The sequence below is a fragment of the Paraburkholderia gardini genome, from assembly GCF_907164545.1.
Taxonomy (GTDB): Bacteria; Pseudomonadota; Gammaproteobacteria; order Burkholderiales; family Burkholderiaceae; genus Paraburkholderia; species Paraburkholderia gardini.
This window is the reverse complement of record NZ_CAJQZB010000004.1, coordinates 174639-201333: the sequence shown is the minus strand read 5'-3', so window position 1 is coordinate 201333 and position 26695 is coordinate 174639. Positions and strand designations below refer to the sequence as shown.

The window sequence follows — 26695 nt, the reverse complement described above, 5'->3', positions numbered from 1 at the left end:
TCGCAGTTGCGCTTCGCTTCGCTCGCTGTGATCAACTTACGGTGGGACTTGCACCCACAAGAGTGCGCCCATGCTGGGCGCACAAATAAAAAAGCCGACTGGCGGGTCGGCTTTCTTGAGAGGTGCTATCGAGTACGCAACTACCGTGCAATCCACTACTAACTGGGGCCAGGCGATCTTTGCGGTGATCCTGGCCACCCGCGTCATTTTGATTCTCTACCATTCACGGGGAAAGTCAAGAGGATTCTTTTTCCGACGCGGGCGTGTGCAAGGAGATGATTTTTCATGCCTCGTCTTTTTAGCATGTCCCCTGGATTTTCGAAGGCAGGGGAAAGCGCGGCTCGGCTAATCGAGCATCGCGCTGACCCCCGGGCCAATTATTGGATTTTCCACTCCAATAAAATAAACCATCTGATGGTGGCGGAGACAGATGTTGTTTTTGCTTGCTCAATTTTTTTTGAAATGGATCCGCAAGTCGTCTGGTACGGCGCCGCGCCGCCACAGACTCCCGATGCAGATCAGGAAGCGGATGGTTTTAAGCCCGATCTGATAGCCCGCTATGCAGATGGCAGACAGGAACTTGTCTGCTGCAGAAGGGAGCCGGGGACGTCAAAAAAGTCGATGTTGAAGCGAATTCCGCTTGGGGTGCGCCTGGTCACTGGTCGCGACGTCGTGGAGCGGCAGATCGAATTCGACAATTGTTTGTCGCTGTCGACCTGGCTTACTGCAACGCTTGACTACACATCGCCGGCAGCGAGACTCGCGATCCTGGATCGAATCGGTCCGGGGACCCAAGGCACTATCCGGCAGATATTCGATATTCCCGGTGTTGATCCTGGCCTATTAAGAGGTGCTCTGGCATCCCTCGTAGCCGAGGGCACATTGGTGACCGACCTGACGCGATTACTGTCTCTTGAAACGGTAATGGCCAACATTACAGGCAGTAGCGCGAGCAAGTTCTCGGCCCTTAAGCGGTCGGAGAATTCGTCGGGCGACGGTGCGATACCTGGCGCTCACAATCCATCTGCCGACGGGCACGGTCTGGATGAGACGACGCTCGATACCGCAAATTCATTCGGCACCGCGAGATCGCGGCGGCGGCTGATTCCGCCGGAGCACCGCTTTGCCGAATGGCCGACCCCGGAAGAGTCCAACATGTCAGACGACGACCGCAAAAAATTCCGCGCGAAGAAAGAGGGGATCGTTGCATACCGTAGGGGGGCCGAATTCTCGGAAATTAAAGAAAAACATCTGCTGTCCAAGAATGAGGTGCTTCGTCTGGTAAAGCGATGCATCACACCCGCCGGACCCGGCTCGATTCACGGCTATTTCGCCCTCCAAGAGTACTACCGTATCGCTCAGCCAGGGGAAGGGGCTACGACGACGCGAAGGAAGGTTAAGGAACAGGACGGTGGCGAGGACGAAAAGAGTCGTAACGGCCCATGGGCATGGACGCGGCTGCTTCAGGGCGTTGTCGGCCTCGAGGAGCTCATCACGGACCTCGTGCTTGGTCACGAGCCTACGGAAAACGGGAAAAGGATTGATCTGGACGACTGCTGGGCGAAGATGAAAGACTTCCTGCGAACGAAAGGACTCGGGGACAGTGATTATCCGTTTACCAACACTGACCTCGGTCGCAATGCGCTCCAGAATTATATCAAGACGATTTGCGACCGCCACGCGGACCGCTACATAGGAATTTATCATGGGGAGACTTCGAGCAAGCGCGCCCGGCAGATTGGCGGGACCCCCGTGCGGATCATTCGCCCGATCCGTCCCGGGTCCTTCCTTCAACTGGATTACTACAGGATAGACCGGCCCACAGGGGTCATGCGACGTAACCCGGCGGGCGAGCTCTTCAAACAGACACTGCCCCGCTGGTACTACGCCCTGCTCGTGGACGCATACCACTGGTCCGTCTTATCGCGATATCCCACGCTCGAGATCAACCCAAGTACGGCAAGTGCGATTGAAACTTTTGATCGCTATGTGCATCCTGAAGCCTACCGTCTGGAAAATGACCCTGATGGGGAGGACCGGTTGTTCTATGAACAGTTTGAGGGGATGACTGGCAATGGCTTCAACGTGTTGTCTGCGGACAATGCCAAGTGCAACCTGAACGATAGCTTCATCAGGGCGAGCATCTACACATTTGGCTGTGCAGTCAATTTTGGACCGACTTATAACTGGGTGACGCGCGCTGTTTGTGAGAGGGCGATCGGCGATGTTTCGAGGCGAGTGAACGCCTTGCATGACGGCGAGTCAGCGATCGATCTCGATTCGTTTATCCTTGACCTGGCGCGAGCCTGCAATCAGCATAACACCGAGCGTACAGAACGGCTTTGGCAAACTTCGCCGCTCATCGCGTTCCGAAATGCATTGAACAATGTAAGCGCCGGTCTCATCGCTGCGCCGCTTCCTCGCGCCACTATCGTCGACAGCAAATACCTTGATCATTACTTTGAAGCTGTAGTGCGGGGCAACCTGGCCAAAGGCGTGATGCCTTACTGCAACTCGCTGGGACGACGTTATACAAATGACACGTTAAGGAGTCGCCCGGATCTGATCCAGCCTCACGGGTCGAACGAAACGAACCTGGTTGGCCGGGTGAAGCGCTGGGACATCCGCCAGGCGTCCGGCGCCGTGAATAATATTCCCATAGGCAAACTCAAACCAGACAGACAGCGTGACGCCAAAATATCGGTGTCGGATTGGAAATTCTTCGACAAAACGGGAGGGAACTTGAAGACGCGTGAGCGCCTGGAACAGGCGGCCTCGTCGGTCAAAGAGGAGGCGCTGGACCAAGGTTCTCGAAAAGCAAAAAGCAAAAAGCCAGGAAAGGCGAGTGCTCCTACGCTAGAAGAGGAGAGGCAGCGTCGCAGGGGGACCTATCATGGCCAGCAGGCGGATGCTGAGAATGCCACCGCTAATGTTGACGCGGAGTCGATTGAAACGGTGCAACCCGTGGAATCACGGGGACAGCCGGATAAGACTATCTGGGAAGGCGGGGTAGACCGGTTCCGCCTGCGTGTTATCAGGGGTAGCAGGAGGTTCGGGTGAGCGACATCCAGCCGCTTACAGTGCCGCAAGGATCTTCTGACCAGCAGTCGCAGCAGCTAGATATCCTGGCGCCGAATCAGCGCACGGAGCAGGAGTTGCTGATCAGGATTCCTTTTTATTCTTCGCCAGTGATCCAAACCGAGCCAGCTATTCAGGCATATCTGGAATTCAAAGACGAGTTTCTGTTTGGCGCATCTGGCTTCACGCTGCTCGGACAGCGCGGCGACGGCCGAAAGACCGCGTTACTGGTCATGAGAAATTTGCTTCGGCAGGAGTTTCCAGAGGTTGAAGCTGTGACTTGGGCTCCGCTAGGTGAGGAACTGACAACGCCCACGGCAAGATGGGGTTCGCTGCTGGCCGCAGCAGGTTATCGTTTCTGGCGCGGAACTCCCGAAGAAATCAAATGGCGACTACTTAATCTGATCGACGAACGAACAGCAATCACCGGTGTGTATAGATTTGTGCTCTTTGTGCAGAGCGTTGAAAAACTGGAATGGGAAATGATACAAGCGCTGGCCGCTCTCAAAACCAATCTGCAGGTAAAGGGCATTCAGCTTTTCCTCGTGGGCACCGCCGAGATTAACGCGTTCAAGGCGATGGTCGAAGACACGAAAGCTCTCGATCGATTGGCAACGATCCGCTCACTTCTGGGTTCAGGTCGCGTTCTGCGGCCACTCACTTCGGCTCTCGATCTTGATTCGGTACTGCGCGAGATCGAAACCTCTGTTTATACGGAGGCGGGCTCTGTGACATGGGTGCAATTTCTCCTTCCGAAGGCGTGCAAGGCGGGTTTCAAACTTTCAGATCACGCGGAGGCGTTTAAAGTAGCTGTGGATGAGTATGCGGCAAACGGACGCGTGACAGCCGAATTCATATTTAGGACTATCAAGCGCTCGCTGGGAGAGGCTTCAAAGAATGACCAACCTGGGCTGACGATTGGTGTCGACCAGTGGAAAAAAGCCATGGGGCTCGTTCTGGACGGCATTGTCTATCTGCCCGAGCCAAAGGAGGGGAATTGATTCGACAAACAAATGGACGCGTGACAGGAGAGACGCTCACGCGCTTGCCGCATGAGTCAACCTTCTCGGTCGCCGCAAGGATTATGTGGCTCAACACCCTTCCGTTTGGTCAATTTGCAAAACTGTGCGGTGTGTCGTCTGTGCGTAAAAGCTTTTGGACAGATAGCAACTGGATCGATCTTCACATTGATTTGCTGATGGGATGGAGCAAGGGGGAAGCTTCTGGAAGAAGCGATGCAAGATGGTTGTCCGCGTTTTCTCCAAACGTGTGGTTTATCGACAGACTCCGAATATGCCCGGAGTGTGCGGGCGCGCTCTATCACAGCATATGGTACCAGTGGAAGGCACTCGACTGTTGCCCGCTTCATGGATGCGCACTTGTCGAGACCTGCTGGCGTTGCGGACACGAATTTGGGATGTATGAGTTTGATAGAGCGATACTTCGCTTGCCATATGAGTGCGTGCACTGCAGTGCTTCACTCACTCCCGGAAATTTGCCATCTGTACGTGCACATGTGGAACTGAGGAAGTCAACAGACCTCGGTCGGATTTTTGCATCGTGCCTCAAACGTCACAAGAGGGCCGTACACCGCATGATTCCGCTTGGTCCGTTTGCTGAACTTGTAAATAAGCGTGCGATCGACCAATGGTGGGGAACATCGGAGATGATTTTTCAGATTGCCCGATCATTGAGCGCGGATGCACAAGACGGAATCATGCCAAAGCCGAAACTGTCGTGGCTATTATGGGCGGACGAGAATAACGCCTCGGCGTCCGTTGCCGATGGTTCCACGAACCGGTATCCGAATCGCCATCTGGAGGAAGCGGACCTCATATATATGGAGACGCTCTCGGATCTCAAGTTATGGCTGACAGGAGCCTACGGGCACATGGTTCCAGATGAGCCGTATCCGTCGCTGATTGGCGAGGACGGCTTGCTGTTGCGCGATGCGGCTCCTCCGGCCGTAATGGCATACATGTTGTTGCGTGGGGCATGGGAGGGCGACAAGCCCAAGGGGTTACACTCACCAATCGGCAACGCTCGTGTTGTCCGCTGGAGGTCCGCTTCAGCCCGAATCTGGCCCACAACTCTGTCCGGGCGAGGTTGGGAGGCCGTTTTCCTTAGTACGTTTGCTGCGTTCTACTGGAGATTGAACGGCACCCGGCCCAAATATGCAGACTTTTCCGCGGAGGCGGGGTTCGACACATATTTTCAGTATCAGGTCTCGCCTGTGCTGCGCATCTCTGCAACCGTTTTTCCGGAAGTTGAGGGTCTCCCACTTCGTCACTTCGATCCGCCTCGTCTGCGGCTAAGAGACGCCTTGGTACTCTTGCGGAACGCGAACCGTCATAACAGGAAGTTAGAGACGGATTTCCGTGCCTTGCTTAACCCTGGCTTCGATGAGTATGGGGGCGGGCGAATATAGCCTGAGGGCAACTCAAGCGGTGCGAAGTTCACTCCGTTGCGCGCCGGCGATCCTTGCGGCGGGGTGGAAACACTGGGTGCTTCACGAGTGGAACGGCAGGATGTCCGGAATCTCAGTCACGTAGCATCCTGGTTTGGTCCCGCCATCGACAAGGACCTGTCCGCGTGGCGATACGATGGTGCTACCTCCACAATCATGATTGGCAGAAAATACTCCCTCACGGACGGCGAACCGGGCCACCATCCTGTAAGCGTTCAACCGATGTGACGATCGGAGATCCATCGGACCCGAATCGGCTTCGACTCGCGCCTCCCGGTGAGAGGCCGATACCATCAGTATCTGCGCGTCCTCCAGTCGGAACATCTGCAAATGGTCGTCTGCTAAAAGTAGCCCCTCATCCGGCGCAACATCCTGGAACACGCCGGCCCTCACGGACTCCGTGGCGACGTAGCATGGCCGCCAGTCGTTGATCATCCTGGCCTTGGATGAAGTTACGGAGCTTGTATAAAGCCTGCCGTCGTATGCAGCATGGACGGCGCACGAGACTTCACGTCCAATGTACGTCCTGATCCCAAAACCGATGAGGGCGTGCTTCCTCCTGCTCAATTCCATGAAATACGAAGCGATTTGTGTGGAAGTATCTGTTTCAGCCTCACGGGCACATGCAATCGACGGGGTGGGTAAAACCAGCACATCGAATTCTGCGCGGCAAACGGCCTGCTCGACGAGCGCTATGAAAGCTGAAGGATCGTCGGAGAACCAATGGAACTCGGGCTGTAGTACTGCGAGGAGCATGGGAATCTCCAGGGCCGCCATACCGGGCGACGCTAGCCGCTTACGATGTCGTACTTCTCAAGTCCGGCAATCTCAGAGCGAACAACGTGGCCCAGCTCACGAACTTCTTGCGGCGTCAAGCCAACTGCGTACGCATAGTAGAGAACACTGAGGGGATGAACGCCTATGGCTCGCGCGATTTCGTCGAGCTTGTCTAGCGTAGGCGTCTGCTTTCCAAGCTCGAGCGCACTTAGATATGTCCTGCTGGATACGCCGAGACCGTCTTGAGAAACGCCGCGCATTTTGCGAGCAGCTCTCAATCCGCGTGCCAGGCCAAGACGAATCGACATCAGTCATGTAGGTAAATTTTGAAGATGTCACTGTCGTCGGACGCACACGATTGCGCTACAATTGATAATGTGCAAAATGTAACGAACGATCCCTTGCGGACCATACATCACCCGAACCACAGGGCTGGATCTCGCAAGCCCCTGCGCTTTGGGCAATGACGCCGATGACTTCAGCCCATTGATTTTTCTCGAAAAGATGCTGTTTACAAAATCTCCCTGGGAGACGCCGTATCGGATCAGACATGACCCGTTTAACCGTTGGCGCCTCGCCGGCATCAATCACGTAGCCACGACGTTCCTGATTCGGGCTGCTGAGGTGCGCCCCGATGATCCTGACGGCTATTCCTTTATCGTCGCGGATCCATCAATTCTTGTTTCGGTTCTCGAAGGATACGGAGACGCCAAGCCTCGTTTGTTGGCGATCGATTGGGAAACGTTGGTTCCTGTTTCGAGCGTGTGGTCGTACACGTATGCTGAAGATGGCCGGAATTATCTTGCCTATAGGGATGCACACGGTCGTCTGCGAGCCTGCGAACCTCAGCAACCCGATCCTGTTGAAGCTCGTAGCAAGATGCTTGTTTGGGCGCATGCAGATTCGGACGCGGCGTGCCTGTCTTGACTCAAAAACTTATGGATAAGCGTAGACGGCCAATCTTCCAGATATCTCTGTACGAATATCTGCTGATGTGATGTCGGGCGGCGGGGCGTTCCTTTACTGGACTGTCCGCGCCGTCTCCATGAGCGAATCGGCGCACCGCCGCTTTTCGGCGCCGACTACGCGACTCGGTACATCGGCTAACAAGAACATGTTCAACCCCACTCAAATCGTGCAGTTCCTGATGGACTTCGCGCCACGATCGCAGCCGCTTGGTCTGCGCTACTTCGCGGCACTTGGAATTGACGCGCAGCAGTTGAGCGAACTCGTGCAACAGGGATGGTTGCGACGGTTGTCCGACGATGCTTATCTGCTTCGCGGCGACCAGCCGGGCGTCGATGGAACGATCGCCTATTTGCGGGCGTTTATCCCAAATCTCCATGTAGGAGGAAGAACGGCGCTAGAGTGGCACCGGATGGTGCATCATCTTCGTTTCCGCGAACGGATTGATTTATGGGGGCGAGGCTATTGCAGCATTCCTTCCTGGGCGGTGGATAGGCTTGCCTGCTCCTACAATTCCCACTCCTTGTTCGACACGGGGATGGACGAAGGCTACGGGTTGAAGCCGCTTGCGTGGCGCCATCCACAGGTGCTGGTTTCGGTTCCGGAACGCGCAATTCTCGAATACGTCAGTGTCTCACTGGAGCTGGTCCTGATAGAAGACGTGAGAGACCTCATCGGCAGCCTGAGGAACATTCGGCTGAACGTTCTGCAGGAGCTGGTCGATTGCTGTCCCCGCAGGGACGTAGTGTGGGGGCTGAAGTTTCTCGCGGAGGATGAGGGCGTGGATTGGGCTCAGCAGTTGCGCGCCTGAAAAGACCTTGCTGTGACGACGCCGATTCCCTCACAGATGTGACGTAAATGATCACCTCTTCCATTCCTGAGAACTCGTCTGAGGCCGACCTAAGCCACTTGGCTCAGATGGTCATGTCGTTGTTCGATCACTGGAATCTGTCCAACGAAGATCAGGCATTCCTGCTTGGCTTGGCGCCGGGAAACCGGGCTGCCTTGGGCCGTTACCGGGAAGGCGCCCGTATATCGGTACGACGCGAGAGGAGTACGAACGTGTCGGGCATCTTCTCGGCGTTCACAGGAGCCTTCGTCTGCTGTTTCCGCGCAACCGGGACGTGGCGTACGGCTGGATGAAGATGTGTAATCGCGCCTTCGGCGGCATGACACCTGTTGATGTGATCAAGGAGTACGGGTTCGCCGGATTGCTGATGGTGCGCGCATATCTGGATCGCGTTGAGAAACAGCGAATTGGCGCAATCAATAAAAATGAATTGAGGCCATACAGCGCTTCCCATCCAGTTCTGGACTAATCAACTAGCATTTCATGAGGCGGGACTTTGCGATACCTGCCAACTCTGAAAGTTGGCCGACCGCACGTCGGTCATTTAGTGAATTTGTGAACCACCCACGCGTTTAGGGCGAAGGCCGCTAGAGCAACCACCATCACCGCGCCGACGGGACTGTGCTGGAAGGCTTCGGCCATCTTGCTCACGGCAGTGGCGACGACGGGAATGAGATTCTGATACGAATACGACATACAGACTCCTGTGAAAAGGGTAGATGGTGCGTATAGCGAATCTGTCGTCACGACTCGCGACGCGCCTTGCCGTTCCGTCCGGCTGCAGTCTGGTGACGTTCGTCACGATCAGCGGTTGTCAAGGGGGCACATTCGAAAATGTACGTGGGCCTGTCGATGGCAGCCATCACAAAAGAGCCACGTATTGAGGGGGTCTTTCAGGTGTTTAAGAGGAAACGGTATGGGTCAGGCGGGGAGTCGGTCGAAGATCCGAGATCGCCGCAGGGGCCGTGTCGTTGAAGGAAGATGGATCGTGCAATCCATTTTTCGCGGGCGCAAAAATGCATGCCGTCAACAACTATCCAAAATGAACAGGGTGCGTGAAAGATGACGCGCGAGGCCTCACAATCAGCCGTGGGCGTGGGCGTGGGCGTGGGTGGGGTGAGCAACGTCTCGTCCACCGCGATTGTGCAGAGACTGTCTGCAAATTTTTCGCGCCCGCGAAAAATTTCCGCGAACTCTTACCATACATCAGCTCTGAGCCGCTTTCGGGGCTACGGGATGGATCAACGAGCTTGCTCTTCCCGTTGGACATCGATGCGGGTATGCTGGCCCGTCCCAAACACCACCGGACAGCAGCACAGGCCTGCTGTCCGTCGCAAAATGGCGAAATACGACTCCCTCGAAGCGCACCTGCGCGAACTGCCCGGCGATTCGGCCCGGCTCACGTTTGCGGAGATCAACGCGATACTTCCTTCGCCACTACCCCGCTCAGCCTATGAGTATTCGCCGTTCTGGAGCAATACAACGGTCGGTAGCACTCATGTCTGGGCCGACGCCTGGCAGAGGGCGGGATGGCGCGTAACGGGCCACAACCTAGAGCAACAGTATGTGGATTTTGGCCGCTTTCAGGGATCGTCGCATGACGCGACCCAGAATCACGCGGGAAACCTGGATGAACCGACGGCCTCGCAGCCAGAGGAAATGTTGCCCGCGGCGCCAGGCAATGACGGCCAGACGGACGAAGAGGAAAAGCAGCTCGTGGCCATCAGGACGCGCCGTGGCCAAGCGGATTTCCGCAACCGGCTGCATGGTGCGTACGGTGCTACCTGCGCCATCAGCGGCTCGACGGTCGAACCGCTGCTCGAGGCGGCGCATATCGTCCCGCATGCGCTCGAAACCAACTACGCCACCTCCAACGGTCTCCTGCTGCGCGCCGACATTCACACCCTGTTCGATCTGCACCTGATTGCTGTGGATACCGACGGTCGCGTCGCTGTTTCGCGTTCGCTGGAATGGACTGAGTACGCCCAGTTCCGTGGTCGTCGACTCGTCGCTATTCCTGCTGACGAGAAGGCACGACCGGCACCCGATCAGCTGAAACGTCATCACGACCTGTTCATGGCACGCGAAGAGGCATTGGACGCCTAGCCCACCAGATTGATGCAGCCCGTGAATTCTCTCCCCGTCCCGACGCGGACCATTTTCCTGCTCGACCGCAACGTCGTGGCGCTCATCAAGGATGCCGCAGTCGATGGCAAGCAGCGCGACGCGAAAAAGCAGGCCTACCTGGACTGGCTGCGAACACTCGATCGCCCGGAGAATGGATTCAGCCCGCTCCTGTCGATCATGGAGGGCGAGAAGGGTTACGCTGACAACGCGGTCGACAAAGCAGCGTGCCTTGAGACGGAAGCGGGTGCCGTGGGACGGTTCTTCACACACGCGAGCACGGACGCAGCGCAGTTGCGACTCTTTGCGGACGGTGTTGCGACGATGCTTTCGGGGTTGCAGGAAAGCCAGTGGGGCAACCGGGTGGTTTTTTTCACGAGCGCAGCCCCGCTCGTTGTCCAGAAAGTCGCGCAGCGGGAACGTCGGGGTGTCGAGGATAAACTTATCCAGCTCGCGGCAGGGTCCGGACTGGCTACTGACGATGCGATCGTGATGCTTCTGCTCGCCTGCCTGTACGGGAGTGATGCAGCGCGCAGGGTACTTAAGCCAGCGAGGCCAAACGCCTACAACGTGCTCTCCGATCTCCATGTCATCTCGCGCGTGGGCCTGATCAAGGCAGTTGCGCAACAATCACCGGTTCCTGTCAGGGTCCGGTTTCTGACGCTGGACGAGGGGCTGTTTGGCATCCTCGATCACATCGGCATCGTGCGCCCGCAGCTCACTGCTACCGGCGGCTTGGCGATGCAGATCCGTTACAGTCCGGCGCTCTTTCCTGCGCTTTCCGCCGCAGACGCCGTTGCACTGTTGCGGCGACACGTGAGAACCGAGCCCTAACTGCGTACGCGCAGCGCGAGCACATACAGCGCGTATCCCGTCACGTTGAGAGCCAGCGCAACGGATGGCGAATCCCGCGCTCCGGGCGGTGAACGGGTAAGATGTGCGTGCGCCGTCCATCAATGCGCCGGAGCATTAATACCCGGTGTGAAAGAGGCGCATGGGTGGCTCCTCCCGAGGGCCACCCCAAGACCTGCTGACGACGGATTGCGCTTCGCCGCAACCAGCCTAGCCAAAGTGAGAACCGTATGACCACACCGACACCAATCCCCGATGATCCAGATTTCGAAGCCGATTCCGAGGCGATCCAGGAACTGGCCGAGCAGGCACCCAATGCACCCGCTCCGGCAGACGTGGCCCATCGCGTGCAATGGCATGTGACCGACATCGCGGAAACACTCGAGCCTATCCGCGAAGCCATCGACAATGATTTCGACGAGATGATGCGCAATAACCCGGACATGGACCCCATCATGGCCGCGCGCAGTGACGCAGGCGAAAGCTCGGCCCAACTGAGCAGGAGCGAGGATGCCGTCGAAAAGGCTGAGCGGACCCTGAGCGGCCCCGCTCCGATAACGAATCAACAGGCCCACGCCATACTGCAGAGCATGGCCGAAGCGCTGAGTCAGGCAGAAGAAGCAAAACCGGCTGACTTCAAATACCGCTGACCGCAAGGAACGCAAACGGCCCTCGTTATTCGAGAGCCGAAGCTCTGCGCTCGGCCGGCAAAGAGGTCGGATGGACCCGGTGAGCGCGGAAGACGAGGCGGTGGATCGGGTGATGGATCGGGCAGCAGAACACCAGCGGAATGTGGAACTTCCCCCTTCCTAAGGACTGGTTGGGAGGGGCAGCCGAAGCATAACGTGATGCGCGCACGGAACCCGGCTAAGGCCGGGTTTTTTCGCGCCCGCGAAATCCACACGGACTGTCGCCATCGGCCTGGCCAGCGCGCATTCATAGGTTGCGAACAATGCAATGAACGAAGCAGCCCGCTTTATCTGGTAAGCCAGGCGGAGCAATCGCCCAACGCGTCGCCGTTTCACGGCGCCCCGACTCGGCAGCGGCACTATCAAAGAAATTCCTGGAAGGCAACCGGCCCATACCTGTCTACTCGGCGACATGGGAGTCCAGCAGTCCAAGTCGAGGCAGGGCCCGCGACCAGATGTAATCGAGCAATAGTACGAGGTCCGGGCCAGAGATGCTGTTGCGGGGCGTTCGGACCATGATTTCATCCTGGCCGCGCAGTTCGTGAACGGTGGTCTCCGGGGCGACCTGAAACTCGATGGTGGTAAGCACTTCGAGGCCCGTGTCTTGTCCAACGTCGAAATGCTTGGCGGCAGTGGCAAGTTGAAAGCACACATTCATCCACGGGCTGTTTTCGCACAGGAACGTACCGAAGTCTTTCTTTCCCCGAATGATGCGGCCCGCGAATTCGTTCAGGTGATTGAGTGCGCCTGCCTCGCGCAGAGCCTCGTAGACCCAATCTTTCATCTGCCACGCGGTAGTAACCGCGTTCATGACCGCGTACGCACGGTGCTCCAGGTCGTTGGGGGGATTATTGTGGAGCTCCAGGGCTTCGAAGTTTAGTTTTCTGTAAAGATCGGCGGGAGTCTGAAGCGAGAACGTTCGGCGGTTTGGCGTGGCCATGGAGTCTCCTATCGATAACGGCGATGACAGAACTATTGCAGTCTACGGTTTTCGCGCCCGAGAAAACTCCCCGCGAACGGTCGTACCCGGCCGGTTAAACTGGCAGCTACGATAGGTTGTTCAGGGGCGCGTGTACATGGGTATCAAGAAAGCCGCCAAAGTCATCGTGGCCTATGCGGGCGAGCCGCTTCCAATTCTCCATGGCGCAAGACTGCGACACGACCTATGAAAGTTGCTGACTTTCACATTGGCCTCGAATTCATTTGCGGCCCATTTTGGTGGCGTTGTACCGATATAGGTACCCGCACGGTTGCAGCAATCCGGCTGGTTGAGGATGACCCTCGGTGGTACGAGGGCCCACCGTATATGGTGGAGGAGCTGGTGCTTGACGAAACCGAACTGGAAGACGCCCACCTGACAGAAGATGACCATATCCGTAGCTCACTGGCCGAAGCTGACGCGTCAGGGCATCCTGGCTTTCCTGGCGAAGCGGTGAGACGGATGCATGCGCGGCGCGACGACGATTGCTATCCCAGAAAGCAGCTATTCCGTTTTGACCGTGTGCGTGCGGACGGTGAGATCCTTCACCCTTATGCCGGTCGGCGGGAGGACGAAAAATGGGTCATCTGTTTTTATCTGCCATTCACAGAGGCATGGGGAGAGATGCCCGAGGCTGAGTTCATCAGGCTCCCGGTTTCAACCACGGCCGATCTACGAAAGCGGGCGCTTCGACTGACCACGGGCTCCGCACCGACGGACACTGACCAATGACCGGCATTGTCCGCACCATCCGCCGGCGCGCGCAGCGGCGCCGGCCCGTCCTCGAAACCGCGCACTTGGCCAGGTCTATCGGCCAGCTCCGGCTCGCCCGGAAGAACACCGCCGTGCCCCAGGCAGTCCCGGGGAGGGCGGTGCAGGACAATCCGGACCCGCGACCTTCGTCGCCAAATACCTTGGCTGCGACGGCCGAAGCGCGTGCACGTGCATCCATCGCTGCGGGCCGCCTCGCCGGCCTGGGCGGCAGCGAGCCGGCTGTCACGGCCGGCCGGCGCCGTCGATGCGATTTGCCGCGTTCAGGGCGAGGTCTGGCGTCGCCGCCTACGCTGATAATTCCCATTATCAGCGTAGCATTTAACGCGCAAAAATCCCGGGGGTAACGCCTTCACGCCATGTCTTGACGTGGCCTGCCGCCGGTGTACTGACCGTAGCAGTTCGTTCCTGCCCGGCCGCGCGAATGATGATGGCTTCCATGTCGGTCATCACGTGGCCATGTGGCATGTTGGGACGCGGGTCGTCGAGCTAGGCCTGAATCTTGATCTGAAACCAGCGCTCATACGTCCCGGTGTCTTCGACCGTGGCGAACTCCGACTCGATGGGGAAAGGACGTGTGCTATGAGTGCAGCATAGTCGTCTGGAGGGGGATGTAGTGGTAACGAAGAATAAATTGCCTGGCACCGTGTCGGCGATTGAGTTCCGTGACGAACTGCTTGAGAAGGAGTGGCCCGACGATCACCGGGTTGCTGAGCTGGCCGGCAACGCGTCCGGTCCCGAAGCCACAACGTACGCGATCCGGGCGCAAGCGAGCGGTGCCTTGCTGGGAGTGTGGTCTGCGCCCCGGCATTGCTTCCTTTACCCGGACTTCCAGTTCGACCGCTCAGGCGCCATACGGAAGGACGTTGCCGGACTCCTCGTCGTCCTGCCCAGCGAAGACGATCGCGGCGGCTGGAGACGGACGTTCTGGCTGTATCCGCCGCATGCGTTGCTCAATAACCGGACGCCGGCGGAGATATTTACTGACGATCCGAAGCGGGTGATTGCTGTTGCGCAAGAGGAATTTCTGGGCGATCGCGAGGCGACCTAGTGAATCGTCAACTGGCCACTGACGGCCCGTGCGGCCGGCAGGATTCCGATATCGCGTATGCCTCGGTGGGTCCGCGGCACGCCGAGGTGGCAATGAACAGCAGACGACCCGCTGGCCGGTACACTGGCAGCATTTTTCCCCCGGGGACGAACCGTGACGGTGCGTCGCATCGAGAACGAGGTATGAACGACGAGGAATACCGCGAAGCGCTCTGGACCGTCTCAGCGCTGGTTGATCTCGATCTGGTGCCCGGCTCGCCGGACGGCGACCGACTGGTGGCGCTCGTGCGCCTGATGGAGCAGTACGAGCCGCGGTTCATGCACGAGGTGGAGTCAGGCAAGCCCGCTGTACGATAATGGCCTGCCGTCCGTCGGGCGGAATCTACGGGCAGATTCAAACGAGGACCCACAATGGCAATGGTCAGAACAAAAACACAGTCCCTGCTCGAAGCAGCCGGATTCGAGCTGCAACCGGGCCACGGCCTCGGTATCGGTGACACCTACCATCGTCGCCTCGACGACGAATGGTTCGTCCAGGCAACGGGCCTGTACGCCCATCCTGACGGCGAGGCGATCGATGAGACGCGCTACAGGTTCATGCACCTGTCGTTGAACGGGCACGGCACGCGGCACGATTTCACGACCTTCGCGGCGCTGGAAAAGCACCTGGCCGCGGCGATCAAGGAGATGGAAACGGTCGCCGCGCATCCCGCGCGCATCCATTGCCCGAAATGCAAGGTCAGGATGGTCCGTGTGAAGGAGCCACACGCGGGCTCGACGAAATCGTTCAAGGCTTTTCTGTCCTGTGACGGGATGACGATCAACCGAAGCACGCGCAACGTGTCGTGCGACGGCGTACTCAAGAGTGAGCCCGCGATACGGCACTGGGGATGAAGCGTCGTCGAGTGCAATTCGTCGAACGTAGGGAAAAGCCACGGCTCCGTGTCGCCGTAGCCTGTGGCTACACGAGAGCATAACCATCAAGGTCGATCGATGACACCTGCCGAAGTACGTGAAACGCTTCTGGACTTGGGAAACACGTTGTTTCCCGTTACCTTCGCAAGTTATCTGACGGCTCAGGGCCGGCCGCTGTGGGGCCTCCTGATAGAACCGGAACACCGCCGCTTTTCGGAGCTGTTCGGTAATATTCTGGATCGCGATCTCCAACTGTTCAACACTAGGTTCGCGATGTTCGCGTGACGATCTATTATTGGGCGGTCCACCGTTCCGTTGACGGCACAAAGTGCTGAAATTTGTAATACTGTAGTGCGTGCGGGGTCACGTGAATCACCGTTGTCCTGGGAACGGAAACTATCCATCCGGCATGTCGACGTTACAGATGACGGGTGCAGATGTGGACGGGTATTCGCCAGTACTACTGCATTCTTATGTGCCGTCGAGCAGCTCTGCGCTTCAGGCGCGCGCAATGACACCAGGAACACTCCGGCCATCGCCGGACGACCGGCCCCGCTAGAACGCGCGGAGTCGGTGTCGTATAAAAAAGAATCGAATAAAGGAATATATGATTTCATTTTCGCCGAGTTGGTGGGGACGCCTAGTTGCAGGAGTATCCCAATGGACGCTTGTTCTGAACTCACCTGAGAGTGAGATCAATGAAGCAGACGGAAGTCGCCGGAGCGTCGCGGTAGCTGCTATCGAATCCGCGCGCATTCTTCCAAAGTGGTTCTGGGCGACCGTCGTCATTGATTTTCACGGGGAAGAGTTTGCGCTTGCCGGGTTGACGAGAAGAAATGCATCTGCCCTGGTGAAGTCTGCAGCCAATCTCGAGCAGCAACGGAAAACCGGTCTGGAAAAAGAGTTGCGAAGAAAATACACCGAGATCCTTCCACATGTGCGGGCACTTGACACTGAGATCAAGACACTCATCCAGCGAAACCGCTATATCCGTGACTATGACGTGCGTGTTCTTCTCGATGCAGTTCACCCACATCTGGCACATCTTCCGGTCATGACAGCGCTGCTCGACAAATGGCCCTTCGTTGGCGACGTCCGATACGACAAGGCCAGGGCACGGGCTCTTGAAATCTCGGAGATGATCAAACCACCGCACACGGGTGTCCACAAGTGGAACGCTGACTATGTCAAGCGCGAAATGGCTGATCCTCACTGGATTGACTTCTTCCAGCGGGTGGAGAAATCGGAACTAACGGTGGAACAGCAGGAAGCCGTGGTCGTTCACGAGGATCGTAACCGACTGGTGGCGGCCGCAGGTTCTGGCAAGAGCTCAACGCTCGTCGCGAAGGTCGGATATGCGATACAAAAAGGCTATGCCGACGCGGAGGAAGTGCTTGCCCTTGCATTCAATGACAAAGCGGCGGAGGAGATCCGGATTCGCCTCGCAGACCGGCTTGGCATATCGATCAGGGCACAGACGTTCCACAGCCTTGGAAATTCGATTATTCGCGATGTGACCGGGCAGAAGACCCGTCCTGAAGTCGGTTCGCGGCAACTCATGCAAAAAGTGGTCACCGAACTCAGGACGAGCGACAGCTCGTTTCTGTCGCGCTGGCTCCTCTTCAAGGCAGTCCATTGGGAAGCGGAGCCGGAAATGGAGTTCGACGACGTCGAATCCTATGAAGCCTACATCCGGAGCAAGGGAAGGAACGAAGGTGACCCGGAAAAATGGGGTATTCCGACGCTTCAGGGAGACCCCGTAAAGTCGTTCGAGGAGCTCTCGATCGCTAACTGGCTTTACGTTCATGGGGTGCAGTACCGCTACGAATCACCGTACGAACACAGCGTTGCCGAGCATGGCTGGAGAAAATACGAGCCGGATTTCATGTATGTCCTGCCTGATGGTCGTCGGCTCTATCACGAGCATTTCGCGTTACGAGGGGACGGAACATCGCCCTTCGGCGAATCCTATGTCAGGTCGTCGGCAAGCAAGCGCAGATTGCACGCTGCTTGCGGAACGATCCTGATCGAAACGTCGAGCGCCCAGTTCAAGGATGGCTCCATATTCACGTATCTGCACGATACGCTCAGTTCATATGGGGTGACTTTTTCACCCAGATCGATTGAAGAACTGCAGCGACGTCTGAAAGATCGCAATGATCTGGATTTGGTAAAGCTCATGCTGACAATCGTCTCGCACTCCAAGGAAAGCGGGCACAGCGAAGATCACATAAAGAGCCAGACGAAACACCAGACTAATCTGGTTCGCGCACTTGCATTTGTGGATCTGCTCGTTCCGGTTTGGCAAGCCTATGATTTCCGCCTTCATGAGGGGCTTAACTCGATCGATTTCGCAGACATGATCGGCATGGCCGCAACTCACGTTGAAGAAAAGCGCTACCCGTCACGTGCGAAGCTCATTCTGGTGGATGAATTTCAGGACATCTCCCCCGGACGCGCAAGGCTGGTCAAGGCTTTGCTAGCCCGGCATCCTGATTCTGTCCTTTTCGCCGTAGGAGACGACTGGCAAGCGATCAACCGCTTTGCTGGTTCGGACCTGTCCATCATGCGTTCGTTTGATGAGCATTTCGGAAAGACTGAAACCCGCTATCTCAGCAAGACCTTTCGAAGCAACCAGGGAATCAGCACAGTTGCGGCGCGATTCGTGGCGAAAAATCCGACGCAGATTCCGAAGACGGTGTTGGCGGACAACAAGGAGAGCAGGGGCGTGATCCGGATCGTCGAATATTCGGGCGACGCTGGCTTACTGGAGTGTATCGAGACCAAGATCAGCGAACTTGCCGCACTTGCGGTTGAGCGCAAACAGGTCATCACAGTCCTTTTGCTCGGTCGCTACAGGTATCAAACGACCGGCCCGGTTACCGAAGCACATGTAGACAAATGGAATCAGCAGTACAACGGACGCATCGAGATAAAAAAGAAGCTGACGAACAGGGAAAAGGCCTCGGAGCCGCTTGATACGGTTCACAAGTCGAAGGGGCTCGAAGCCGATTTCGTCATTGTTCATAGTTTGCAGGCAAAGTGGTATGGGTTTCCGTCGGAGATGGAAGACGATCCACTCTTGAGCCTGTCTTTCACGGGTCGGGAGGCCTTCGAATACGCGGAGGAGCGCAGACTGTTTTACGTAGCTCTCACGCGGGCTCGCGAGCAGGTGACCTTGCTGATGTCATCGAAGGAGCCTTCGAGATTTGCGCTTGAGTTGCTCGACAAAGAGTATGACGGTGCCGTCGTTTTCGAGGGAAAGCCTGACAAGCCCAGGAGATGTGACGTCTGCAAACAGGGCTACATGACACCGAGATTCGGGCGGCGGGGCCCATTTTTCGGTTGTACGAGATTTAGCTCGGCACAATGCTTCAATACGGCGGACACGATTTAACTATTCCGACGATGTAAATGGCCTCGACTTGCCGGATGTCGGCGCTTCTGGCCACACAGTGCACCGTTGCGCCCGAATGGATCTAACGACGGGCGACCACTGAAGACCGCATTTGCACACAGTTGGCCAATCTCGCGCGCACGATCGCGGACAAACTGCGTCAGTGCATCGAGTTGTAGAATTTCGAGCACACGTGGCGCCAGAAGCCGATTCCGTTCACCGTCAGTATCGGCATGGTCACACGAGAGGCGGGCGAGTGCGACGTCGACGCGTTGATAAGGCGCGCGGACCGGGCGCTCTACCGGGCGAAGGAATCGGGCCGCAATCGCGTCGAGGTTGGATAAGTGTTGAAAGCGTCGAGTGATCGGATAGCGTTGTCCCGACCGGGGGGATCGATGACCTGAACTACGCACTGGAAGCCCCCCATATGCGGAAACTACCAATCAAAAAGACCTTGGATGGACTTGAGAAGAACTGGTTATCGAGAGTTCTTTTGGCACGAAGCTCAACACGCTGCTCCGGCGGGGCAAAAAGTAGGTATCGTGCAGTGGCAGTGAGCTTGCCTTGTTGCACGTGCCCGCTCAGGAGAAATGCCACAGACCGTTTCGGATCGCCAATCGGCCATTCGATTAGTGAAGTCGAACGCGGGCTTGGGTCGTGTCACGAGGTTCAACGCTATGATGATATAGAGGCCCGGAACACCGGGGAAAACACTGGCGCCCAAAAGCGCTTTCGCAATCAGGCATGACATGGTGTCCTGCCACCTTCGCGCCGTTCGTTTATAAGATATTACAAGCATGCGCATCATCGACTTGATTCATCATCTCCTTCCCGCCGGGACCGACGCTGCATATCTGCTGGAAGCGCCAACGAAAGAAGTGCTGAACCGGCCGGGAGGCGTACGCGCAACATTCCCCAGCTACACGCTGTGCCCTATTTGGCCACCCGATCTGTTTGCGGTCACGGGCGCAATCATCGATCGTAGTGGTTGTTACACAGAAGCAAGCCCGGACCGCAACGCCCTCCGGGAACATGAGAGCTATATCGAAGATGTTCTCGTGATCGCCACTTGCTGGGATTCGCTGTTTTCGCCCCCACCGCAGGTGGAGGCATTGTGGCGGAAGATTGTCTCGGACTACGGACAGGTCGCCATATCCGAGCTGTGCGAAAATAAGCCGGCCGTGGACGCCCTGCTAAAGCTGTTTGCCATTGCCGACGAAGCTAGCATCGGCATGGGGTGGGACGCATCTGCGTCAGGCAAGGCGCTTACAGAGTTCGCCTCCGTGGTGATGCTCAATGCGGCGCAAGGGGACCACTCGAGGTTCGTACTTCCGTACTGGCCGACGTCCCTTTGTGGCATGGTGTCGCCCGACGTAGCAGTTGTCCTGCCAAAGTCGATTACCACGACCAAGGGCTGCACCATACGCTCACTGAGTCATCATCTTGCGCTGCTGCCTTGTCGCTCGACTATCGAACCTTCATGGTCGCTCGTTTCGCGCTTGCCCGATGCAGCAGATTCGTCAACAGACATTCGGCTGCTGCTGGTGCCGTTCCCGTTCCACGTATCTAACGATAGTTTTCGGCTCAGCGTGCCTAAAACGAAGTTGTCGAACAACACCTCCCTCGCAGCGTTTTTCGATCTTGAACAGAAGTGGCTTACCGACTCCAAGGGCGAAATTTCAGGAGCTCGACTTGCAAAGGAACTCGTTTTACCCCTGATTAAACGGGCGAAGTTGGAAGCAGGGGGAGCAGTCCCCCATGGAATCGTCCTGCCAGAGTGCGCGCTCTCGCCGCGCGTAGCAAAGGGGCTCGTGGCAGCAGTAGCCTCTTCAGGCGTCGAATTCATTACCACCGGCGTTCTTGAATTTGACCCGGCCAGCCAACGCTGGTTGAATCAGGCCCAGACATTCGTCATCACCGATCCGCACAGGGCAGTCCCGCTTACGCAGAACAAGCACCATCGGTGGCGCATCGACAAGACCCAAGCCACGCAATACGGATTGGACTTCGACGCAGACCCGACGAATGATCAATGGTGGGAGGATATCGGCGTATCGCATCGGACGTTGCCGTTTTATGCGATCCGGGAAGACATGACAATGGTGACGCTGATTTGTGAAGACCTCGCGCGAATGGATCCAGCAATGAATGCCATCCGTGCGATCGGCCCCAATCTGGTTATCGCTCTCCTCATGGATGGTCCTCAACGAAGCGCCCGCTGGCCGGGCAGGTATTCCGGGGTGTTGGCCGATGAACCGGGTTGCGCGGTCCTGACTCTTACATGCGCCGCCATGATGGACCGGTCGAACAGCGGATTTACCGGTGGAGAGCCGCGACGCGCAACGGGTCTGTGGTCACAGGCGGACGGACGGAAAGAGGAAATCATCCTTCCGGAAAATGCCAATGGGATGCTACTGACCGTGGCATCCAAAAGCAAACACCAGACAACCTTGGACAACCGTTCAGACCAAAGCCTGTCACGAGAGCTGTCTTACAAGGGAGCAATTCCGCTATATGCAGGCGCGCGACTTGCGACCTGATCTGCGGCCCTATAGACTTGAAAGCAAAGGGGTGACCTCATGAGCAAGAGAAAATTTAGCTTCAATGTGACTGGTCGGGAGCTTTTTGCTTCCGAATGGCCGATCGCGCAGGCTTTAGACGCGAAATACGGAAAAGCAGAGGTGGTTGTCACTCCAAAACTGAGTGCGCAGAAGATAGCCACCGTCCGGCGTACAGTGCAAAGCGGCAAGCCGCGTGAATCCGCATTCTTCGGCATCGTCGAGGAACTCCGGAAAGCCGGCACGGTCACCGTGACGGTGCTCAAGTCCCACAATCGCAAGCCTCTCGTAATCCAGGCGCATAGTGCCAAGAGTGGTGGTGCGCTCACGACTGCGGCAAAGGCTGGCGTCGTGAAGTCCGCCGCTGCCAAAACCGGCGGTGGCGTGAAGGCCAAAGTTGGGAAAGCCGGTCGCGCTGTGAGCGTCGCGACTCCCGGAACCGCTGTGCATAAGGCGCCAGCCAAGAAAGTGGCGACTACGAATGTCGCAGCCGTGAAGCGTCCGACTGTCGCTGTCAAATCGACCGTGCGGCGTACTCGCAGCAATCCGGTGATTAGCAAAACCATCTGAGAAACGTCAGGACGGACCGAAACAAAAAGCGGCCCTAGGCCGCTTTTTGTCTTTTCGTCGTGCGAGAACGTAATGGTCGTCACGCAAGCTGGCTGATGGCACGCTCGCCATCACAGGGGCAGCATCGGCGTCCGATGCGGCGACCTCTGTTGACGGTCCGGCGAGGTGTTCACGGACGTCCGAATAGCCCGGCGTACTATCAGGCTTCCTGACGCGAACGCCTGGTTTTACGCGCCGACGAGGACTCATCACGGGCCTTGAGTTGTCCCTGGAGTCGCGCGAGTTGCTGGGCGAGCGTGTCGCGTTCGCGCCGCAGGTCGCGAGCCTCTTCCATAGCACTACCGAGCTGCCGCTCATGCCTCCCGGCAAGCCGCCTGTGCTCGGCGGCGTCTGCCGAGAGCCGCTGGACATCGGCGACAAGCTGCTCATTTCGCTGCCGGGCTTCCGAAAGCGCGGCTTCCGCGCGCCGTTGCGCATCTCGCGCCTCCTCGGTCTGCAGCATCACGCGCTTCTGGACGCCCTCGAGCCGGGACGTCGCCCGATCAACCTCTGCCCGCAACGCCGCTTCATGTTCGGTGTGGGTGGTGCGTAAAGCTTCGAGTTCATGGAGATGGGCAGATCGCATGTCGTGCAGCGCCTGTTCCGATTGCGTGCGGAGGGTGTCCCTTTCGGCTGCAGATGCTTCGGCCAGCCGGAGGGAGGCGTCACGTCCGGTTTGGGTCTGTGCGAGTTCCGCAAGCACCGTGGCAAGTCGTGCCTGCTGGTCATCAAGCTGGCCGCGAACGCTGCGAAGTTCGCCCTGAAGTTCCGCATTGGCGGTCTCGAGTGTCCCGGCGCGTGTGAGGGCCGCGGCCGCTTCCGCTTCGAGTTCGTCGCCACGCTGCGCAAAGACTCGTTCGCCTTGTTCGACCGCGAGCGCCCATACCGACAGCATCGCATTGGCGACCGGCGGCGGCAGCGCTGCGGCGAGCGCGTCATTGCGCGTCTGCTCGTCCTTCCACAGTTTCAGTTCGTCATTGATGGTGGTGCGGCTGCCCTGGCGGATTTCCGCGTAGATCAGGTCGACGGTGAGTTCATGCGCGAGCCGGCCTGAGGTGACGAGCCGCACTGCGGCTTCGCGAGTGCGGATTCGGGTATCACTGATACGGCTCATGGATGGAGTTTCACCGTGCAAAGCGGTTGAAGAGGGCGTCTCGCCGGAAAATTATAACTGTATATTGCTGTATAACATTATATGCATAACGATTACCGAGTAAAATTTGTGATAACGCCCATAATCGCAAGTGCTGATCGTGTACGCTGCGAAAACTCCATTCGAAAACGCGTCTCACCATGAATCTGCCAGCCACCACCCCGGAGTCGCGAGAGCCAGTCCTGCCGATTGCGCTGCCGGCGGCCCTCGATGGGCGCGACGGTATCAACCGCGCACGCGGCGGGCATCGGCAGATCGCCGCTGACAGCGACGTCGAGGCCGTGCGCCTGTGGCTCGCGGAATATGCGGGTTCGCCGCACACATTGCGCAGCTATCGCAAGGAAGCGGTGCGCCTGCTGCTGTGGGCCACCCAGGCGCTGGGCAAGCCACTCTCGAGCCTGACGCGCGAGGACTTTCTGCTCTATGAGCAGTTTCTCGCGGCGCCGACCGGCAGCTGGGCCGATCCGACCCGGCCGCGGCGCGGGGGCACGCGACGACTGTTCGACGGGCCCTTGTCCGAGCGCAGCCAGCATCAGGCGCTTGGGATCGTGTCGGGTCTGCTGTCCTATCTGGTCAGTGCCGGCTATCTGGCCGGCAATCCGCTCGCGTTGCGCCGCCGGACGGGTGCAGCGGCGAGGCGCACGCGGCGGGTCGAGAGGTATCTGGATCACGCGCTGTGGGACCACGTGCTCGCCAGCGTCGAGCAATGGCCGCGGATCACGACCCGCGATCACCAGCACTATGAGCGCAGCCGATGGCTCATCCGCCTGCTGTACCACACGGGGCTGCGGGTCTCGGAAGCGGCAAATGCGAAAGCCGCAGACTTCTATCAGCGCCGGAGCAAATGGTGGCTGCACGTGGTCGGGAAGGGCGGCACCGAAGGGGAGGTGCCGGTGAGCGCCGCGCTGATGGCGGACCTCGCGCGGTACCGGGTTTTTCATGGGCTGGCACCGACGCCGTCGGGAAATGAGACGGCGGCCGCGGTGATGAGCGTCGCGGGCGATCCGCACAGACACCTGACGCCAGCCGCGGTCTATCTGATCGTCAAGGAAGTGTTTCGACGCGCCGCCGATATGATCGAAGCGGGCGACGTGGCCAGCGCTGAAACGCTGCGACGCGCGTCAACACACTGGCTCCGCCATAGCGCTGCGACACATCAAGCCGATGCAGGCACGGACCTGCGCTTCATCCAGAAGAACATGCGTCATGCGTCGATCCAGACAACCGGCATCTATCTGCACGCTGAAGATGACCAGCGGCACGCCGATACCGTGCGCGAACTCGAGCAGAACTGATCCCTGCAACACATAAACATAATGTGAGAGAATCGCTTCGCTATTTAAAACCATAAGAAATCGGGGGCAACATGGCGGACGAGAGCGCCAATCTCTGTTTCGACAAGTCTAGGGCGAAAGCCGACGATGTTCCGCAATCTCATGCAAATCGCATATTCAATGAGATGCCACAGCGTCGGCTGCACTCAACGTGTGTGACCAGCGCAAATACTTGCCCCCGCCTACCCCCCCCCGCAACGGACGTGGCAACCCGGCTGCCATCACGGGCACCCCGTTTTATTTCGAGGCCTGGACCTGGTCTGCTGCGCTTTCACCAGAAGGTGGAAGGCCGTAATGTGCCGAGCAGTTGCACGTAGTCCGAGCGCGGTGAGCAGGAGCAAACACACGATGAAGCAGACGAGCGTTAGTGCTTTCAACGCCGGGCCGTCAATGCTCGGATACCTCTATCAGGTTCGGCTTGCGCTAGTGTGGGCAGTCAGGAAAAGCCGGACTGCGGACTTCGTTGTCAAAATCGAAGCACTCGATGACGTGAGTTTTCACGCCGACGGTGATCCTGTTGCGGTGTTGCAAACGAAACATGCACTCAATACCGCCGCGAGCCTTGGTGATCTGAGCGCCGAGCTCTGGAAGACATTGCGCGTCTGGCTGGTCGGTTCTTCGTCCGGTGAGATCCCGGTAGCTGTCTCGCATTTCCTGATCACGACGTCCACCGTCTCGGAAGGAACGGCATGTGAGGCACTTTCCTGCGACCAGACGAAGCGGAACGTGGAAACCGCCGCGAAGCTTTTGAAGCACGCCGCTACTACGTCAACGAACGAAGAGCTTTCCGACATCTTCAAGGCCTATCTCGCGTTGGAAGACGGCGCGAGAAAGGCGCTCCTCGAGAATATCTTCGTGGTCCCAGCGCAGCCGAACGTGGACGAAATCACTGATCAGTTGCAGTCAGAGCTTTACCACGTCTCACTCCATCACCATGAAATGGCCGTCCAGATGCTTGAGGGCTGGTGGCTGAGCCGCGTGGTCCACGGACTCGTAAGCGCCGATGACGGCATCAGCCGTGCGGAAATGGATGCGCAGATACTTGAAATACAGGAGTCGTTGAAGCCTGATTCATTACCTATTGATCACGAGATCGATGCGCTCATGGTCGCGCTCGATTCCTTGCCAGAGTTTGCTAACCGCCCCTTCTACAAGCAGATCGAACTGGTCGGTGGCAGCAGGTTGCGCATCCACAATGCGATCACAAGTTACTTGCAGGCATTCCGCCAGAGATCCCTCTGGACCCGTCATGATCTGCTCTTCGAGACTGATCTGAAGCAATACGAAACGCGGCTGCTTCGTGAGTGGGAACTCGTCCGCGCCCAGGTTTGTGATGAACTGCAAGAGACCGCGGGCGAAGAAGAGATGATGCGGGCTGGCCGGGCAATTCTGAAGTGGGCGGAAGACGGATTGGTGCCTATCAAGAAAGGCGTCAGTGTTCCGTGGGTATGTCGCGGGTCACTGCATATGCTCGCCGACGAGCGACGGCTTGGCTGGCATCCCGATTTTGCGGGGCGGCTTGAAGCACTTCTCGATCTGCAGGTCGAGGGCAGTACGTCATGACATCATGGCATGAGCGAACTATTGAGCAGCGCAATCTCCTGAATCCTGCATTCTGTGCAGTTGTCCTGTGGCACATCGCGCTGGGATACAGGGAGGAGGCGCTCTCGACGGAATCAGACGAAGACGGTTTGCCGCTGGAACTATCGTTTGTGGGTGCAAGCCTCGTGCTTCGTGGCCAGACGCGCTCGCAGCTACCCAGCACCATCCGAACCTCTCTCATCGCCTGGCTTCAGGATAATCCGCTTGAGCGATCCGCGATCGCAAGAGGAGTCGAAATATTGCGACCCTACGTGAGGGAAGCAATCATTTTTGGCGTTCATCACGGGGCGCTTATTACTGCCGGGCCGAGCGTGGCTCCGATTGACAGCGCAAAAAAGAAAATGACAAGCTATGTGAAACACGCGGGTCCTGATGTGCAGGATTGCGCCCGCCGGGGCCAGTTTGTAGGCCGCTGGCTACAAAAGAACGGAACATCCGCTACCACGCTTGCGCTTCTGGGACTTCAGCCATGATTCAGATAAGAGCGATCGTCGCATATAGTCATGACGGTCGTCACCGGGTAT

The 26695-nt window shown here is 57.8% G+C and carries 25 protein-coding genes and 1 pseudogene; 21 read left to right on the top strand and 5 right to left on the bottom strand.

Translation table 11 applies throughout. The features are described 5' to 3' along the window. The first annotated feature begins 285 nt into the window (after nucleotides 1–285). Genes LPA37_RS05380 through LPA37_RS05370 form a run of 3 tightly spaced genes read left to right on the top strand, consistent with a single transcriptional unit; the run spans nucleotide 286 to nucleotide 5506 of the window. Nucleotides 286–3060, top strand: a complete 2775-nt coding sequence (locus LPA37_RS05380) for a hypothetical protein (RefSeq protein ID WP_229011958.1) — start codon at nucleotides 286–288, stop codon at nucleotides 3058–3060. Continuing rightward, a complete protein-coding gene (locus LPA37_RS05375) occupies nucleotides 3057–4079 on the top strand; it encodes a hypothetical protein (protein WP_229011955.1) in 1023 nt (340 codons plus the stop codon). The genes LPA37_RS05380 and LPA37_RS05375 overlap by 4 nt, the downstream gene beginning before the upstream one ends. Beyond that, entirely contained in the window at nucleotides 4076–5506 is a 1431-nt protein-coding gene (locus LPA37_RS05370) for a hypothetical protein (protein ID WP_229011953.1), read from the top strand. Before LPA37_RS05375 ends, LPA37_RS05370 begins: the two co-directional genes overlap by 4 nt. A gap of 81 nt (nucleotides 5507–5587) precedes the next feature. Here the strand turns inward: LPA37_RS05370 and LPA37_RS05365 are convergent, their stop codons facing one another. Next, nucleotides 5588–6301: a hypothetical protein gene (locus LPA37_RS05365; protein WP_229011951.1), complete on the bottom strand. Its 714-nt coding sequence runs from the start codon at nucleotides 6299–6301 to the stop codon at nucleotides 5588–5590. Between the two features lie 32 nt (nucleotides 6302–6333). Further along, nucleotides 6334–6582, bottom strand: a complete 249-nt coding sequence (locus LPA37_RS05360; protein WP_229011971.1) for a helix-turn-helix domain-containing protein — start codon at nucleotides 6580–6582, stop codon at nucleotides 6334–6336. 196 nt (nucleotides 6583–6778) lie between these two features. On the opposite strand from LPA37_RS05360, the gene LPA37_RS05355 reads away from it, so the two are divergent. From LPA37_RS05355 to LPA37_RS27800, 3 genes are all read left to right on the top strand, one after another. Continuing rightward, on the top strand, nucleotides 6779–7249 hold the full coding sequence (locus LPA37_RS05355) for a hypothetical protein (RefSeq protein ID WP_143788288.1): 471 nt from the start codon (nucleotides 6779–6781) through the stop codon (nucleotides 7247–7249). Between the two features lie 187 nt (nucleotides 7250–7436). Then, on the top strand, nucleotides 7437–8099 hold the full coding sequence (locus tag LPA37_RS05350) for a type IV toxin-antitoxin system AbiEi family antitoxin domain-containing protein (RefSeq protein WP_229011949.1): 663 nt from the start codon (nucleotides 7437–7439) through the stop codon (nucleotides 8097–8099). A 130-nt stretch (nucleotides 8100–8229) separates the two neighbouring features. Further along, complete coding sequence (locus LPA37_RS27800) at nucleotides 8230–8607, top strand: MbcA/ParS/Xre antitoxin family protein (RefSeq protein ID WP_324251871.1); 378 nt, start codon at nucleotides 8230–8232, stop codon at nucleotides 8605–8607. 71 nt (nucleotides 8608–8678) lie between these two features. Here the strand turns inward: LPA37_RS27800 and LPA37_RS05340 are convergent, their stop codons facing one another. After that, nucleotides 8679–8834 (bottom strand): hypothetical protein, encoded by a 156-nt coding sequence (locus LPA37_RS05340; RefSeq protein ID WP_229011945.1) that lies wholly within the window; start codon nucleotides 8832–8834, stop codon nucleotides 8679–8681. 642 nt (nucleotides 8835–9476) lie between these two features. On the opposite strand from LPA37_RS05340, the gene LPA37_RS05335 reads away from it, so the two are divergent. The 3 genes from LPA37_RS05335 to LPA37_RS05325 all read left to right on the top strand — a co-directional run bounded on the left by LPA37_RS05335 (nucleotide 9477) and on the right by LPA37_RS05325 (nucleotide 11764). Next, entirely contained in the window at nucleotides 9477–10244 is a 768-nt protein-coding gene (locus LPA37_RS05335; RefSeq protein ID WP_229011943.1) for an HNH endonuclease, read from the top strand. Nucleotides 10245–10256: 12 nt separating this feature from the next. Beyond that, nucleotides 10257–11096 (top strand): hypothetical protein, encoded by an 840-nt coding sequence (locus LPA37_RS05330; protein ID WP_229011942.1) that lies wholly within the window; start codon nucleotides 10257–10259, stop codon nucleotides 11094–11096. 248 nt (nucleotides 11097–11344) lie between these two features. Then, nucleotides 11345–11764: a hypothetical protein gene (locus tag LPA37_RS05325; RefSeq protein ID WP_229011939.1), complete on the top strand. Its 420-nt coding sequence runs from the start codon at nucleotides 11345–11347 to the stop codon at nucleotides 11762–11764. 439 nt (nucleotides 11765–12203) lie between these two features. Here LPA37_RS05325 and LPA37_RS05320 read toward each other — a convergent pair whose 3' ends face one another. Then, nucleotides 12204–12743 carry a hypothetical protein gene (locus tag LPA37_RS05320; RefSeq protein WP_229011938.1) on the bottom strand — a complete coding sequence of 180 codons (540 nt, stop codon included), beginning with the start codon at nucleotides 12741–12743 and terminating at the stop codon, nucleotides 12204–12206. Nucleotides 12744–12968: 225 nt separating this feature from the next. Here LPA37_RS05320 and LPA37_RS05315 point away from each other — a divergent pair, with 225 nt between their 5' ends. From LPA37_RS05315 to LPA37_RS05275, 9 genes and pseudogenes are all read left to right on the top strand, one after another. Next, nucleotides 12969–13514 (top strand): hypothetical protein, encoded by a 546-nt coding sequence (locus tag LPA37_RS05315; protein ID WP_229011936.1) that lies wholly within the window; start codon nucleotides 12969–12971, stop codon nucleotides 13512–13514. A 655-nt stretch (nucleotides 13515–14169) separates the two neighbouring features. Then, nucleotides 14170–14604, top strand: coding sequence for a hypothetical protein (locus LPA37_RS05310; protein WP_229011934.1), 435 nt, complete (start codon nucleotides 14170–14172; stop codon nucleotides 14602–14604). A gap of 182 nt (nucleotides 14605–14786) precedes the next feature. After that, entirely contained in the window at nucleotides 14787–14960 is a 174-nt protein-coding gene (locus tag LPA37_RS05305) for a hypothetical protein (RefSeq protein ID WP_229011932.1), read from the top strand. A gap of 54 nt (nucleotides 14961–15014) precedes the next feature. Next, nucleotides 15015–15497: a hypothetical protein gene (locus LPA37_RS05300; protein ID WP_229011930.1), complete on the top strand. Its 483-nt coding sequence runs from the start codon at nucleotides 15015–15017 to the stop codon at nucleotides 15495–15497. 99 nt (nucleotides 15498–15596) lie between these two features. Next, nucleotides 15597–15803 carry a hypothetical protein gene (locus LPA37_RS05295; RefSeq protein WP_229011928.1) on the top strand — a complete coding sequence of 69 codons (207 nt, stop codon included), beginning with the start codon at nucleotides 15597–15599 and terminating at the stop codon, nucleotides 15801–15803. Between the two features lie 322 nt (nucleotides 15804–16125). Next, entirely contained in the window at nucleotides 16126–18915 is a 2790-nt protein-coding gene (locus LPA37_RS05290) for a UvrD-helicase domain-containing protein (RefSeq protein WP_229011926.1), read from the top strand. A gap of 146 nt (nucleotides 18916–19061) precedes the next feature. Further along, nucleotides 19062–19259 (top strand): annotated as a pseudogene (locus LPA37_RS05285) (diguanylate cyclase); the annotation flags it as partial. Nucleotides 19260–19712: 453 nt separating this feature from the next. Beyond that, on the top strand, nucleotides 19713–21455 hold the full coding sequence (locus tag LPA37_RS05280; protein WP_229011924.1) for a hypothetical protein: 1743 nt from the start codon (nucleotides 19713–19715) through the stop codon (nucleotides 21453–21455). 39 nt (nucleotides 21456–21494) lie between these two features. After that, nucleotides 21495–22043, top strand: coding sequence for a hypothetical protein (locus LPA37_RS05275; protein WP_229011922.1), 549 nt, complete (start codon nucleotides 21495–21497; stop codon nucleotides 22041–22043). 199 nt (nucleotides 22044–22242) lie between these two features. On the opposite strand, the gene LPA37_RS05270 is transcribed toward LPA37_RS05275, so the two are convergent. Next, the gene (locus LPA37_RS05270; RefSeq protein WP_229011920.1) at nucleotides 22243–23196 is read right to left on the bottom strand and encodes a DNA-binding protein; all 954 of its coding nucleotides are present in this window, start codon (nucleotides 23194–23196) and stop codon (nucleotides 22243–22245) included. Nucleotides 23197–23375: 179 nt separating this feature from the next. On the opposite strand from LPA37_RS05270, the gene LPA37_RS05265 reads away from it, so the two are divergent. From LPA37_RS05265 to LPA37_RS05255, 3 genes are all read left to right on the top strand, one after another. Then, the gene (locus LPA37_RS05265) at nucleotides 23376–24530 is read left to right on the top strand and encodes a tyrosine-type recombinase/integrase (RefSeq protein ID WP_229011918.1); all 1155 of its coding nucleotides are present in this window, start codon (nucleotides 23376–23378) and stop codon (nucleotides 24528–24530) included. 387 nt (nucleotides 24531–24917) lie between these two features. Continuing rightward, entirely contained in the window at nucleotides 24918–26132 is a 1215-nt protein-coding gene (locus LPA37_RS05260; protein WP_229011916.1) for an ABC-three component system protein, read from the top strand. Further along, nucleotides 26129–26644 (top strand): three component ABC system middle component, encoded by a 516-nt coding sequence (locus tag LPA37_RS05255; protein ID WP_229011914.1) that lies wholly within the window; start codon nucleotides 26129–26131, stop codon nucleotides 26642–26644. The genes LPA37_RS05260 and LPA37_RS05255 overlap by 4 nt, the downstream gene beginning before the upstream one ends. Nucleotides 26645–26695: the final 51 nt, after the last annotated feature.

What these genes read in the sequence shown, in the direction of transcription:
- LPA37_RS05380 (WP_229011958.1), top strand. Translation starts at nt 286, where the DNA reads ATGCCTCGTCTTTTTAGCATGTCCCCTGGATTTTCGAAGGCAGGGGAA.
- LPA37_RS05365 (WP_229011951.1), bottom strand. Translation starts at nt 6,301, where the DNA reads ATGCTCCTCGCAGTACTACAGCCCGAGTTCCATTGGTTCTCCGACGAT.
- LPA37_RS05360 (WP_229011971.1), bottom strand. Translation starts at nt 6,582, where the DNA reads ATGCGCGGCGTTTCTCAAGACGGTCTCGGCGTATCCAGCAGGACATAT.
- LPA37_RS05350 (WP_229011949.1), top strand. Translation starts at nt 7,437, where the DNA reads ATGTTCAACCCCACTCAAATCGTGCAGTTCCTGATGGACTTCGCGCCA.
- LPA37_RS05340 (WP_229011945.1), bottom strand. Translation starts at nt 8,834, where the DNA reads ATGTCGTATTCGTATCAGAATCTCATTCCCGTCGTCGCCACTGCCGTG.
- LPA37_RS05335 (WP_229011943.1), top strand. Translation starts at nt 9,477, where the DNA reads ATGGCGAAATACGACTCCCTCGAAGCGCACCTGCGCGAACTGCCCGGC.
- LPA37_RS05330 (WP_229011942.1), top strand. Translation starts at nt 10,257, where the DNA reads ATGCAGCCCGTGAATTCTCTCCCCGTCCCGACGCGGACCATTTTCCTG.
- LPA37_RS05325 (WP_229011939.1), top strand. Translation starts at nt 11,345, where the DNA reads ATGACCACACCGACACCAATCCCCGATGATCCAGATTTCGAAGCCGAT.
- LPA37_RS05320 (WP_229011938.1), bottom strand. Translation starts at nt 12,743, where the DNA reads ATGGCCACGCCAAACCGCCGAACGTTCTCGCTTCAGACTCCCGCCGAT.
- LPA37_RS05315 (WP_229011936.1), top strand. Translation starts at nt 12,969, where the DNA reads ATGAAAGTTGCTGACTTTCACATTGGCCTCGAATTCATTTGCGGCCCA.
- LPA37_RS05305 (WP_229011932.1), top strand. Translation starts at nt 14,787, where the DNA reads ATGAACGACGAGGAATACCGCGAAGCGCTCTGGACCGTCTCAGCGCTG.
- LPA37_RS05300 (WP_229011930.1), top strand. Translation starts at nt 15,015, where the DNA reads ATGGCAATGGTCAGAACAAAAACACAGTCCCTGCTCGAAGCAGCCGGA.
- LPA37_RS05295 (WP_229011928.1), top strand. Translation starts at nt 15,597, where the DNA reads ATGACACCTGCCGAAGTACGTGAAACGCTTCTGGACTTGGGAAACACG.
- LPA37_RS05290 (WP_229011926.1), top strand. Translation starts at nt 16,126, where the DNA reads ATGATTTCATTTTCGCCGAGTTGGTGGGGACGCCTAGTTGCAGGAGTA.
- LPA37_RS05280 (WP_229011924.1), top strand. Translation starts at nt 19,713, where the DNA reads ATGCGCATCATCGACTTGATTCATCATCTCCTTCCCGCCGGGACCGAC.
- LPA37_RS05275 (WP_229011922.1), top strand. Translation starts at nt 21,495, where the DNA reads ATGAGCAAGAGAAAATTTAGCTTCAATGTGACTGGTCGGGAGCTTTTT.
- LPA37_RS05270 (WP_229011920.1), bottom strand. Translation starts at nt 23,196, where the DNA reads ATGAGCCGTATCAGTGATACCCGAATCCGCACTCGCGAAGCCGCAGTG.
- LPA37_RS05265 (WP_229011918.1), top strand. Translation starts at nt 23,376, where the DNA reads ATGAATCTGCCAGCCACCACCCCGGAGTCGCGAGAGCCAGTCCTGCCG.
- LPA37_RS05260 (WP_229011916.1), top strand. Translation starts at nt 24,918, where the DNA reads ATGAAGCAGACGAGCGTTAGTGCTTTCAACGCCGGGCCGTCAATGCTC.
- LPA37_RS05255 (WP_229011914.1), top strand. Translation starts at nt 26,129, where the DNA reads ATGACATCATGGCATGAGCGAACTATTGAGCAGCGCAATCTCCTGAAT.